This is a genomic window from Tsukamurella paurometabola DSM 20162, assembly GCF_000092225.1.
Taxonomy (GTDB): Bacteria; Actinomycetota; Actinomycetes; order Mycobacteriales; family Mycobacteriaceae; genus Tsukamurella; species Tsukamurella paurometabola.
Map to the genome: position 1 here is coordinate 1,097,298 of NC_014158.1, position 12,652 is coordinate 1,109,949.

10 protein-coding genes are annotated in these 12,652 nt (G+C 69.7%); 6 read left to right on the forward strand and 4 right to left on the reverse strand.

Annotated elements, in window-relative coordinates; all coding sequences use genetic code 11:
- Nucleotides 1–19 precede the first annotated feature (19 nt).
- The 3 genes from TPAU_RS05365 to TPAU_RS05375 all read right to left on the reverse strand — a co-directional run bounded on the left by TPAU_RS05365 (nt 20) and on the right by TPAU_RS05375 (nt 3,190).
- Complete coding sequence (locus TPAU_RS05365) at nt 20–1,156, reverse strand: Mrp/NBP35 family ATP-binding protein (RefSeq protein ID WP_013125743.1); 1,137 nt, start codon at nt 1,154–1,156, stop codon at nt 20–22.
- 34 nt (nt 1,157–1,190) lie between these two features.
- Nucleotides 1,191–2,462 (reverse strand): lytic transglycosylase domain-containing protein, encoded by a 1,272-nt coding sequence (locus TPAU_RS05370; RefSeq protein ID WP_013125744.1) that lies wholly within the window; start codon nt 2,460–2,462, stop codon nt 1,191–1,193.
- Between the two features lie 86 nt (nt 2,463–2,548).
- Nucleotides 2,549–3,190, reverse strand: coding sequence for a dTMP kinase (locus tag TPAU_RS05375; RefSeq protein WP_013125745.1), 642 nt, complete (start codon nt 3,188–3,190; stop codon nt 2,549–2,551).
- A gap of 52 nt (nt 3,191–3,242) precedes the next feature.
- On the opposite strand from TPAU_RS05375, the gene mtrA reads away from it, so the two are divergent.
- The 6 genes from mtrA to secA all read left to right on the forward strand — a co-directional run bounded on the left by mtrA (nt 3,243) and on the right by secA (nt 11,904).
- Nucleotides 3,243–3,929: an MtrAB system response regulator MtrA gene (gene mtrA / locus TPAU_RS05380; RefSeq protein WP_013125746.1), complete on the forward strand. Its 687-nt coding sequence runs from the start codon at nt 3,243–3,245 to the stop codon at nt 3,927–3,929.
- A 19-nt stretch (nt 3,930–3,948) separates the two neighbouring features.
- Complete coding sequence (mtrB, locus tag TPAU_RS05385) at nt 3,949–5,613, forward strand: MtrAB system histidine kinase MtrB (protein ID WP_013125747.1); 1,665 nt, start codon at nt 3,949–3,951, stop codon at nt 5,611–5,613.
- Entirely contained in the window at nt 5,606–7,390 is a 1,785-nt protein-coding gene (lpqB, locus tag TPAU_RS05390; protein ID WP_013125748.1) for an MtrAB system accessory lipoprotein LpqB, read from the forward strand. Before mtrB ends, lpqB begins: the two co-directional genes overlap by 8 nt.
- Nucleotides 7,391–7,419: 29 nt before the next feature.
- Entirely contained in the window at nt 7,420–8,088 is a 669-nt protein-coding gene (locus TPAU_RS05395; protein WP_013125749.1) for a ComF family protein, read from the forward strand.
- 252 nt (nt 8,089–8,340) lie between these two features.
- Nucleotides 8,341–9,057 carry a ribosome hibernation-promoting factor, HPF/YfiA family gene (gene hpf / locus TPAU_RS05400; RefSeq protein WP_013125750.1) on the forward strand — a complete coding sequence of 239 codons (717 nt, stop codon included), beginning with the start codon at nt 8,341–8,343 and terminating at the stop codon, nt 9,055–9,057.
- Nucleotides 9,058–9,189: 132 nt separating this feature from the next.
- A complete protein-coding gene (secA, locus tag TPAU_RS05405) occupies nt 9,190–11,904 on the forward strand; it encodes a preprotein translocase subunit SecA (RefSeq protein WP_049825940.1) in 2,715 nt (904 codons plus the stop codon).
- A gap of 27 nt (nt 11,905–11,931) precedes the next feature.
- Here secA and TPAU_RS05410 read toward each other — a convergent pair whose 3' ends face one another.
- Nucleotides 11,932–12,615: a lysophospholipid acyltransferase family protein gene (locus TPAU_RS05410; protein ID WP_013125752.1), complete on the reverse strand. Its 684-nt coding sequence runs from the start codon at nt 12,613–12,615 to the stop codon at nt 11,932–11,934.
- Nucleotides 12,616–12,652 lie beyond the last annotated feature (37 nt).

The following is a 12,652-nucleotide window of genomic DNA, read 5'->3' on the forward strand; positions in this document are numbered from 1 at the left end:
GGAGCGGAGGGGATCAGGTTCACAGGTGGCGGGTGGTATCGATGCCGAGGCTCATACCGGCGAGGCCGCGTTTGCGCACCGCCAACTTCTCCGCGATGGAGCGCAGTGCGGAACCGGTGGGCGAGTCGGGATCGGAGAGCACCACGGGGGTGCCCGCGTCACCGGCCTCGCGGAGCTGAGGATCGAGTGGGATCTGGCCCAGCAGTGGCACATCGGCGCCGACGGCGCGGGTGAGCCGAGCGGCGACCTGCTCGCCACCACCAGAGCCGAAGACGTCCATCACGGTCCCGTCGGGCAGGGTCAGCCCGGCCATGTTCTCGATCACGCCGGCCACCCGCTGGCGGGTCTGCAGGGCGATGGCGCCGGCCCGCTCGGCCACTTCGGCGGCCGCGGTCTGCGGCGTGGTCACCACCAGGATCTCCGCGCCGGGGATGAGCTGCGCGATGGAGATCGCGACATCGCCGGTACCGGGGGGCAGGTCGAGGAGCAGCACGTCCAGATCGCCCCAGAACACGTCGGCCAGGAACTGCTGCAGCGCGCGGTGCAGCATCGGGCCGCGCCACACCACGGGGGTATTCCCGCTGGTGAACATCGCTACCGAGATCACCTTCACGCCGTGCGCCTGCGGCGGCATGATCATCGAATCCACCTGGGTGGGCCGCGCATCGGTACCCATCATCCGCGGCACCGAGTGACCGTAGATGTCGGCGTCCAGCACACCCACCGACAGCCCCCGTGCCGCCATCGCGGCGGCCAGGTTCACCGTCACCGAGCTCTTGCCGACGCCGCCCTTGCCGGACGCGACGGCATAGACGCGGGTCAGCGAACCCGGCTGTGCGAACGGGATCACCGGCTCGGCCTTGTCGCCGCGCACCGTCTTCCGCAGTTCGGCGCGCTGCTCATCGTTCATCACATCGAGCTCGACGCGCACTGCGCCGGTGCCGGGCACGTCGGCCACCGCCGCCTGCACGCGGTCCACGATCTGGGTGCGCATGGGGCAGGCGGAGGTGGTCAGGTACACCTCGACGTCCACCGACGAGTCGGATTGCACCGCGACCGACTTCACCATCCCCAGATCGGTGATCGGCTTCCCGATCTCGGGGTCGTTCACGGTGGCCAGGGCCGACCGGATCGCGTCTTCCGTTACCGCAGTCATAGCCGTTCCATGGTATCGGTGCCGGGAAATCGGCCTAGCGCGGCCGCACCGGGACCGACGGTGACGGCGGTGCCGGCATCACCGGAGCGCTCGACGGTGCCGGTCGCCGGGCCGACGGTGCCGGGGTCCGCGCCGCGCTCGACGACGGTGCAGGCCGGGACGACGGTGCCGGTTGGGACGACGGTGCCGGTTGGGACGACGGTGCTGCGGCAGTGGACGGACAGTCCACGACTGTGGTGACCGCGGCCGCTGGCGGGGACGCCGGGGCCGCGGGCCCCGAGGGCCGCGGGCTCCCGCCCGGTCGCGCCGTGGAACTCGGCACGGTGGTGCGCAGTGCCGGGGAGCTCGGCCCGGTGGAACGGGGTGCCGACGAACCCGGTACGGCGGAACGGGGCGCCGTCGAACTCGGTACCGCCGAGGACGGAGACGAACCCGGCGGGACGGATGGGGGAGACGAGGCTCCGGGCCGGGACAGCGGGGCACCGTCGGGTCGGCCGCACCCGACCACGACCACCCGGGCCGGCGGGAGCGGTGTGGGCAGCGCCGACGGCGGCGCGACGGGTGCGGTCATGTCCGGGATGCCGCCGACGGGGATCGCCCGGTCCCGATACGCCTTCGACCACGCCACCACGTTGTCCACGTACGGCACCGATGCGTTGTAGGCGAACACCGCGATCCGCTGGGCCGGCTCGGCGGCCAGGCCGGACGCACTGGAACACAGGTACCGTGCGGCGCCGTACGCGGCGTCGCGCAGGTTGTTCACGTCGGCGGCACCGTCGCCGTTCGCGTCCCCGCCGAACAGTGCCCAGGTGGTCGGGAGGAACTGCATCGGTCCGAGCGCGCGGGCGAATCCGGTGCCGGCGCGGATCACGGCGTTGCCGGGCAGCGTGCCGTCGAGCAGTGGACCTTCGATCGGGGTGAGTGTGCGACCGGTCGCATCCACGTTGCCGCCGTCGGCGTGTCCGGATTCGATGCGCCCGACCGCGGCCACCAGGTTCCATTCGATGCCGCACGCGGGGGCCTCCAGCGCCATGCGATCAGCGGCGAGCTGATAGGCCGCGTACGCCGCGCCGGGAATGCCCAGGGGGCCGGGCGGGAGCTGCACCGCCTCCGGCTTCGGCGGCGCGGGCACATGGCGCACCGGCCGCGCAGCCGTCGGGGAGGCCACCACCGGGGCGGGTGCGGCCACCGGGGCCGGGGAACTCGGCGCGGCGATCGGGTGCGACGGTGCGCTGTCCGCGCCCGAGACCCCGAGCAGTGCCACGGCGAAGGCCGCCGAAGCGGCGCCGGCACCGAGAACTCGCACGTCGCCCCCTCTCGTGCGTGGTCACATCCCCTGAAAGCGGGACGTTACTGCGCGGCGCGAGAGACGGATGGGACTTCAGAGACTTCTTAGGAAGGGTTCGCGATCGCGTCGGCCAGGAGCTCCGGCGCATCGTCGACGCCGTGCACCCGCCACGGCGACACCCACTGTGCGGCGGCCAGCCCGGCGTAGACCGCGCCGGTCCGCGCCTGGAGCCCGGCGTCCTTCTCGTAGACGTCGCGGGCGCGCGTGGCATCGTGCGCCTCGCGTCCTTTCGCCCGCGCCGCGGCCACGGCGACCGGCACGTCGAGGTACACCTGCAGGTCGGGTACCGGTACGCCGAACCGCTCGAACTCCAGCTCGCGCACCCAGGTGGCGACCGCACCGTGGGCGTCCTCGCCGAGCCGGGCCGCGCTGTACGCCGCCGACGAGGCCGCGTACCGATCCAGCAGCACCACGTCGTGCCCGGCGAGCAGGCCGCGGATCTCGTCCGCGGCGCCCCGCCGGTCCAGCGCGAACAGCAAGCCCATCCCGTACACCGATGCGGTCGCGTCACCGTGTCCACCGTGCAGTGCCTCGGCCGCGAGATCGGCGTGGATCGACCGGCCGTACCGCGGGAAGGCGAGCGCCGCGACCGTCAATCCGCGGTCCGTGAGCCGCTGCGTCACGGCGCGGGTCAGCGTGTTCTTCCCCGCCCCGTCTAGCCCTTCGACGGCCACCAGAGTTCCCATAGGCGGCAATGCTAGGTGTCGCAGCGGCGCGAACTTTGTCCGCGGTGACAATATGGACAGCATGAAACCCCGCATCCTGGTGATCGACGACGATCCGGCGCTGGCGGAGATGCTGACCATCGTGCTGCGCAACGAGGGCTTCGACTCCATGGTGGTCGGTGACGGCACGCAGGCGCTCGGCGCCGCCCGCGAGTTCCGGCCCGACCTGGTGCTGCTCGACCTCATGCTGCCCGGTATGAACGGCATCGACGTGGCCCGCGTGCTGCGCGCCGACTCCAACGTGCCGATCGTGATGCTGACCGCGAAGGCCGACACCGTCGACGTGGTGCTCGGACTCGAATCCGGTGCCGACGACTACGTGATCAAGCCGTTCAAGCCGAAGGAGCTGGTGGCGCGGGTGCGTGCCCGGCTGCGTCGCACCGCCGACGAGCCCAGCGAGTTGCTCTCCATCGGCAACGTGATCATCGACGTCCCCGCGCACAAGGTCACCCGTGACGGCGAGGTCGTGCCGCTCACCCCCACCGAGTTCGACCTGCTGGTCACGATGGCCCGCAAGCCGCGCCAGGTGTTCACCCGCGACGTGCTGCTCGAACAGGTGTGGGGTTACCGGCACCCGGCCGACACCCGGCTGGTCAACGTCCACATCCAGCGTCTGCGCGCGAAGATCGAGAAGGATCCGGAGAACCCGGAGATCGTGCTCACGCTGAGGGGAGTCGGCTACAAGGCCGGTCCGGCGTGAGGCGCATCGTGAGCAGCGCATGGTGAAGCGTCCCCGCCTGCAGGACTTGCGCGATCTGCCGCGCGATCCCCGTGATCTCCTCGCCGAGCTGGCCCGGTTCGCCGGACAGTCGCTCGCCTACGCCGGGCGGGTGTGGCGCCGTTCATTGCAGTGGCGGGTCGTCACCTCCACACTCGCCTTGAGCCTGACGGTGTTGTTGCTGCTGGGCTTCGTGCTCATGTCGCAGCTGACCAACCAGCTCATCCAAGCCAAACTCAATGCCGGCCAGGAGGAGACCGCGCGGGTCAAGCAGATCGTGGAGCTGGCGCTCAGCCGCGCAGAGCCCCGCACCGAGGGCGTCGAGGCCTCGTTGCGGCAGGTCCGCGCGACCTTGGTCAATCAGGGTTCGGAGATCACCCCGTCGGCCGCCCGGTCGGGCAGTTACGACCCGGTGCTCATCGTCCCGCACGGCGCCGGGCGGACCCCGACGGTCGTGGGCTCCGAGAGCGAGGTCCCGCAGACGCTGCAGACCTTCGTGCGCAGCGGACAGACCGCCTACCAGCACGCCACGGTCACCGACAGCACGGGCCGGTACGGCAAGGTGCTGGTGATCGGCACCCCCGTGCAGTCGTCGATCCAGGGGCTGGAGCTGTACCTGGTCTTCCCGCTGGCGCAGGAGGAGAACACCCTGAGCCTGATGCAGCGCACGCTGCTCACCGGCGCCGTGGTGCTGCTGGTGCTGCTGGCCGCGGTGAGCCTGCTGGTCGCGCGGCAGGTGGTGCTGCCCGTCCGGTCGGCCTCGCGGATCGCGGTGCGGTTCGCCGAGGGCCGGCTCAAGGAGCGGATGCCGGTGCGCGGCGAGGACGACATCGCGCGCCTGGCGATGAGCTTCAACGATATGGCCGAATCGCTCTCGAAGCAGATCAGTCAGCTGGAGGAGTTCGGAAACCTCCAGCGCCAGTTCACCTCCGATGTCTCGCATGAGCTGCGCACCCCGCTCACCACGGTCCGGATGGCGGCCGACATGATCGCCGATTCCGCCGACGAGCTCGACCCCGGACTGCGCCGTACCACCGAACTCATGGTCACCGAGTTGGACCGGTTCGAGCTGCTACTGGCCGAACTGCTGGAGATCTCCCGACACGATGCGGGCGTCGCCGAACTGCACTCGGAGAAGATCGACATCGAGGTACCGATCACCGCGGCCGTGTCCACGGTGCGTCACCTCGCCGATGAGTCCGACACCGAGCTCATCGTGGACCTGCCGGACGATCCGGTGATCGTGGACGCCGATGCCCGCCGGGTCGAGCGGGTGCTGCGCAACCTGCTCGCGAACGCGATCGACCACAGCGAGGGCAAGCCCGTCATCCTCACCATGCGGGCCGACGACGATGCCGTCGCGGTCACCGTCCGCGACTACGGCGTGGGCCTGCGTCCCGGCGAGGAGAAGCTGGTGTTCAACCGATTCTGGCGCTCCGACCCGTCGCGGGTGCGCCGCTCCGGTGGCACCGGGCTGGGCTTGGCGATCAGTATCGAGGACGCGCGGCTGCACAGCGGCCGCCTTGAGGCCTGGGGCGAGCCCGGCAACGGCGCCTGCTTCCGGCTCACGCTGCCGCGCGAGCGCGGCAGCCGGGTGCTGGTGAGTCCCTTGCCGCTGAAACCCACGTTCCGGCGTCCCGCGACGGAGGGAGACGACGATGCGTGAATCCCGGATCATGCGGCTGCTGGCCGCGGTCCTCGCCGTGAGCCTCGTCGTGTCCGGCTGCGCGACCATCCCGGAGAGCTCGAATCCGCGGGTGATCGGCGATCTGGGCGCGCAGCAGGCGGTGGACCGCAACATCACTCCGCGCAAGGATGCGGCGCCCGAGGCGATCGTCCGCGACTTCCTCAAGGCCAATGCGATGGCGGACAACAACTACGCCGCGTCGCGCAAGTTCCTGGTGCCGGCTGCGGCGTGGCAGGTGCCGCAGCAGGCGGTGGTGGTCAAGAACATCGACGTGCTGCCCACCGAGCGCACCACCGACCTGATCAAGGCGACGATCCGCGCGCAGGCCACCGGTTTCCTCGGGCCCGACGGCACGTTCGAACCCACCACCCAGTCGATCACGCAGAACGTGCAACTGGTGCAGACCGACGGGCAGTGGCGGATCCAGGGCATCAGCTCGGTCGGCGAGACCCCGATGCTGGTGATCGACACCGAGCAGTTCCGTTCGGTCTACAACCGCTATCTTTTGTACTTCCCGGATCCGACCGGCCGCACGCTGGTGCCGGACGCGCGCTGGTTGGCCAGCCCCCGAGCCAAGTTGCCCGCCGATCTGCTCATGCTGCTGGTGCGCGGCCCGCGGTCGAGCCTGGTGGGCGCGGTGTTCAATCCGTTCGGTAACACCGCTGCGGTGCGGGGACCGATCACCGATGCGCAGGGCGCACAGCGTGATCCGGGGGTCGGCTACGCCGGCGTGCGGGTCGATTTCACCGGCTTGCCACGGATGGATCCCGATGTGGGCCGGCTGCTCGCCGGGCAGGTGGTGTGGACCCTGGCCGGCGCCGATGTGCAGGGGCCCTATGTGATCACCGTCGATGGCACGGCGATCGACGACAAACACCAGGCCGGATGGAACCCGAACGACGTGGCCTCCAGCAGCCCGAACGCCTCGTCGGATCTGGCGGTGGGGCTGCACGGCGTGCTCGACGGCAGGTTCGTGAAGGTGTCCGGGGCGGCGGTCACCCCGGTCGCGGGGCCGCTCGGCGAGAGCACCGCGATCCGCTCGGTGGGTCTGTCGGCGTCGGGCCGGCAGGTGGCTGCGGTGCTCGACTCCGGTCCGCGCGGCGGCCCGGGTACCTCGCTGACCATCGGCCCGTACGGCGGCGTCCCCACCCAGGTACTCAGCGCGGGCGCGATGACCAGGCCGACCTGGATGCCCGACGATGCGACGGTGTGGACGGTGCTCGACGGCAACCGCGTGGTGCGGCTGCGGCAGGACCAGACCACCGGCGAGGTCACCTCCTCCGATGTGGATTCGGCTGAGGTCGCCGCGGCCGCGCCGGGGCCGATCACCGAACTGCGGCTGGCCCGCGACGGCGTGCGGGTCGCGCTCATCGCGGGTGGGAAGGCATTGGTCGGCGTGGTCCTGACCAAGCCCGACGGGCAGTCCATGATCTCCCGCCTGCAGCAGGTGGTCACCGACCGTGACCTGGCGCCGTCGTCGATCGACTGGCAGACCGGCGACGCTTTCGTGGTCGGCCGCAGTACCACCGAATCGCCGGTGCTCACGGTGCACTACGACTACGGCGAATCGCTCGCCGTGCCCAGCCGCAACCTGTCGCCGCCGGTGTCCATGGTCGCCGCGTCGACCAGCCGGGTCTACGCCACCGATTCGTCCGGAGTGTGGAGCATCGGCGTCGGTACCGATTCGGGCGCGCAATACTGGAGTCAGGTGGATCGCCTGGCGGGGGGCCGGGCGAACCCGGTGCTGCCGGGGTAGCGGAGCCACCCGCGACGATCGGGGGAACGATGCGGCCCGCACACGCGTTCCTGGGCGCCCTCGACGATCTGGTCGATCTGGCGATCCCGCGCACCTGCGGCGGCTGCGGTGCGCCGGGGGTGCGCTGGTGCGGGCGGTGCGAGGCGGCCCTGCACGACGTCCCCGCCCGGATCCGCAGCACCGTCGATACCGGGGTGCCGGTGTGGACGCTGGGCCGGTACGACGGTCCGCGGCGCTGTGCGGTGCTGCACCTCAAGGAGCGCGGCCGGGGCGACCTCGCGGAGCCGCTGGGGCGCGCGCTGGCGCACGGTGTGCTGCGCTTGCGGGCTTGGCACGAGGTGACCGACCCACTGGTCCTGGTGCCGGCGCCGACCACCCGATGGGCGGCGCGGCGGCGCGGGGGCGATGTGGTCACCGCGGTCTGTCGTGCGGCGGCCCGCGCCGCCGCGCCGGTGTGCCCGATCGCGGTGGCGCCGGTGCTCCGCTCGGTGGGCCGGCCCGACTCGGTGGGGTTGAGTGCGGCCGCGCGGTCGGACCTCGCCGAGGGCACGGTGCGGCTGGTGCGTCGCCCGCCCGCGGGCGCCGTGGTCCTCGTCGACGACGTGATTACCACGGGCGCAACGCTCGCCGAAGCGGCGGCGGTGCTCGCCCGCCGCGGGGTGGTCGTGGCGGCGGCGGTCACGATCGCGGCCGCGTGAAGACACGGTGAATTCAGAGTGCGCAAACGGTGGCGAGCCGGCGGCGACCGGGCTATGTTCGGGTACTACCAGCGAGCACCCGGATACGGTGCCCGACCGGTTCTACGGATCGGAGGTGATGTTCCACCCTCCTGGCGCCCGGCAAACCGCCCGGCGCAGAAGATCTGAGCCCGCAGACGTGAGCGCCGAAGTGGCGACGGACTGGTGATCCGATCGTGCGCACCGTGGGGGCCCGCATGAAAGGCATTCTCAATGACCCTTCTTTCTTCCCGTGACACCAACCGCAATGGCGCGAGCACCGTCGAGGTGGATCCGTTCCGCGAACCCAGCCACATCGCTGACGAGCGCGACAAGGAGTACCTCACCCCCAACGCCCCCCTGGCCATCGACGGCCGGAACGTGGATGTGCCCGAGCACTTCCGCGTCTACATCGGCGATAAGCTGGCGCGCCTCGAGAAGTTCCGCTCCACCATCACCCTGTTCGAGGTGAGCCTGTTCCACGAACCGAACCCGCGGCAGTCCAAGATCTGCCAGCGGCTCGAGCTCACCGTGCGCGGCAAGGGCGGCGTCGCCCGGGCCGAGGCCGCGGCCGACAACTTCTACGCCGCGTTCGAGACCGCCCTCACCAAGGTGCAATCGCGCATCCGCAAGGCCTCCGATCGCAAGAAGGTGCACTACGGCAATCGCACGCCGGTGTCGGTCTCGGAGGCCACGGCCCCGTCCGCCCTCCCCGACGCATCGTCGGAGACCGACGACGATCCGTACGCGGCGCTGGTCGAGGACCACCTCCCCGGTCAGGTGGTGCGCATCAAGGACCATCCGGGTACCCCGATGACGGTCGATGATGCGCTCTATCAGATGGAGTTGGTCGGTCACGACTTCTTCCTGTTCTTCGACAAGGAGACCGAGAAGCCGTCCGTGGTGTACCGCCGTAAGGCTTTCGACTACGGCCTCCTCCGCCTGACCTGACGTTTCGCCTACGATGGATCCCGGTCGCCGTGACGGCGGCCGGGATCTTTCCGCTTGCGGGATCCTCCGCGTGATTGAGATTGAGGTTGCTCAGTGGTTCTCTCCAAGGTGCTGCGGTTCGGCGAAGGCCGGATGGTCAAGCGGCTCGACGGCCTGGCCTCCTACGTGGAGAGCCTGAACGACGAGTACGAGGCGCTCTCCGACGAGAAACTGCAGGCCAAGACGGACATCTTCAAGAAGCGTCTGGAGCAGGGCGAGACCCTCGACGACATCCTTCCGGAGGCCTTCGCGACGGCCCGTGAGGCGTCCTGGCGGGTTCTCGGGCAGAAGCCGTACCACGTGCAGATCATGGGTGCGGGCGCGCTGCACCAGGGCGATATCGCCGAGATGAAGACCGGCGAGGGCAAGACCCTGACCTCGGTAATGGCGGCCTACGCCAACGCGCTCACCGGTGACGGGGTGCACCTGGTCACCACCAACGACTACCTCGCCAAGCGCGACGCGGACTGGATGGGCCGGGTCCACCGCTTCCTCGGCCTCGAGGTGGACTGCATCCTGTCCGGGCAGGATCCGGATCGCCGCCGGCAGGCCTACGCCGCCGACATCACCTACGGCACCAACAACGAGTTCGGTTTCGACTACCTGCGCGACAACATGGCGCACAGCGTGGACGAACTGGTCCAGCGCGGGCACAACTACGCCATCGTCGACGAGGTCGACTCGATCCTCATCGACGAGGCCCGCACCCCGCTGATCATCTCGGGTCCCGCCGACGGCTCGTCGAAGTGGTACACCGAGTTCGCCCGGATCGTTCCGCAGATGGAGAAGGACGTCCACTACGAGGTGGACATCCGTAAGAAGACCATCGGTGTGAACGAGGCCGGCGTGGAACTGGTCGAGGACCAGCTGGGCATCGACAACCTGTACGACTCCGCCAACTCGCTGCTGGTGAGCTACCTCAACAACGCGATCAAGGCCAAAGAGCTGTACGAGCGCGACAAGGACTACATCGTCCGGTCGGGCGAGGTGCTCATCGTCGACGAGTTCACCGGCCGCGTGCTGGCCGGCCGCCGCTTCAACGAGGGCATGCACCAGGCGCTCGAGGCGAAGGAGGGCGTGGAGATCCAGGCGGAGAACCAGACCCTGGCCACCATCACGCTGCAGAACTACTTCCGCCTCTACGACAAGCTCTCGGGTATGACCGGTACCGCCGAGACCGAGGCCGCGGAACTGCACCAGATCTACAAGTTGGGCGTCATCCCGATCCCCACCAATAAGCCGATGATCCGCAAGGACCAGACCGACCTCATCTACAAGACCGAGGAGGCGAAGTTCGCGGCGATCGTCGACGACATCGCCGAGCGGCACGAGGCCGGCCAGCCGGTGCTGATCGGTACCACCTCGGTGGAGCGTTCGGAGTACCTGTCGCGGCAGCTGGAGAAGCGCAAGATCAAGCACACGGTGCTCAATGCGAAGTTCCACGAGCAGGAGGCGGCGATCATCGCCAAGGCGGGCACGCCCGGCGCGGTCACCGTGGCCACCAACATGGCCGGCCGCGGCACCGACGTGGTGCTCGGCGGCAACCCGGACATCCTCGCCGACCTGGCGCTGCGCGAACGCGGCCTCGATCCGGTGACCACGCCCGAGGAGTACGAGGCGGCGTGGGACGAGACCATCGAGCAGGTGAAGCAGGACTCCAAGGAGGCGGGCGACAAGGTCCGCGAGGCCGGCGGGCTCTACGTGCTCGGCACCGAGCGGCACGAGTCGCGTCGCATCGACAACCAGCTCCGCGGTCGCTCCGGCCGCCAGGGCGACCCGGGTGAGTCCCGGTTCTACCTCTCTCTCGGCGATGAGCTGATGCGGCGCTTCAACGGCGCGCAGATCGAGGCGTGGATGAACCGCGTCAACCTGCCCGACGACGTGCCGATCGACAACAAGTTCGTCTCCCGCGCGATTCGCAGCGCGCAGACACAGGTCGAGCAGCAGAACTTCGAGATCCGCAAGAACGTCCTCAAGTACGACGACGTGCAGAACGAGCAGCGCAAGGTGATCTACGACGAGCGCCGCAAGATCCTGTCGGGCGAGGACCTCTTCGATCAGGTCAATCACATGACCGACGACGTGGTCTCGGCGTATGTGGACGGCGCGACCGCCACCGGGTACGTGGAGGACTGGGACCTCGACGAGCTGTGGGAAGCGCTGCGCACGCTGTACCCGATCGAGCTGGACTGGAAGAAGGTCGTCGGCGAGGACGAGAACGGCGATCGCGACGAGATCACCCGCGACGAGCTGCGTACGGTGCTCCTCGACGACATCCACGACGCCTACGACAAGCATCAGGAGCGGATCGAGACCGCGGCGGGCGAGGGCACGATGCGTCAGGTCGAACGTTCGGTGCTGCTGTCCGTGCTCGATCAGAAGTGGCGCGAACACCTCTACGAGATGGACTACCTCAAGGAGGGCATCGGCCTGCGCCAGATCGCCCAGCGCGATCCCGTGGTCGAGTACCAGCGCGAGGGCTTCGACATGTTCAACGGCATGCTGGAGGGACTCAAGGAGGAGTCGGTCGCCACCCTGTTCAAGGTGCAGGTCCAGGAACCCGACGCGACCGGCGAGGCGGGCACGCCCGGCGGCGGCACCGCGCAGGTCAATGCCCCGGTGGCCGAGACCGATCCGGAGAAGATCACCCTGACGGGTCCGTCCGAGCAGGGGGAGGCGACGGATCTGTCGCAGGCCGCCGACGAGCCGGTGGGCACCCGCGCGGAGCGCCGCGCCGCGCAGCGCGAGGCGAACAAGTCGGCGAAGTCGGCACCCGCGGGGCGCCGCCCGAAGCACCGCCGCAAGTAGCGCGCAGCGCGGTACCCGGCCCGGCGGTCACTTGCCGCCGGGTTTGGCGTATTCGGCCACCTGTTCCTGGCCGGTGTGCTTGCCGAGAATGTCCATCAGCTGATCGGTGGCGCGGCGCACGGAGGCCTCGTCGTCGGGGCTCGCGTCGCTCAGGTCGAGCGGGGGCAGCACGTCGACGGTGACCGGATCGCGCCGCCAGAAGTTCTTCAGTGTGCGGTTCTCGGTGTTGCACAAAGCGATCGGGATGATCGGGGTCCCGGTCGCCAGGGCGACGCGGACGGCGCCGGTCTTGCCCTTGTACAGCCGGCCGTCGGGGGAGCGGGTGCCTTCCGGGTGGATACCCCACGCGCCGCCGTGCTCCACGATCTTCGTCGCGGCCTCCAGCGCGGGCGACGATGCCGCGCCGCCGCTGCGGTCGACGGGGATCTGTCCCATACCGGCGAAGAAGGTCTTCTTGGCCTTGCCCATCAACCCGGGCTGGGTGAAGTAGTCGGCCTTCGCCAGGAACATCACGGGCCGCCGCGCTGCGAGCACCACGTAGAACGAGTCCGAGACCGCGAGGTGGTTCGCCGCGAGAATCACTGCGCCCTTGCGCGGGATGTAGTCCTGGCCGGTGATCCTGGGCCTGCCCCACGCCAGGAGCCCGGGACCGATGACGAGATGGCGGGCAACCCGGTAGCGGAACGCGGCGCGCAGCGAACTGATCGACATGCCCCTGTGTACCGCTCGGTCGGGTCGTGGCGGGCGG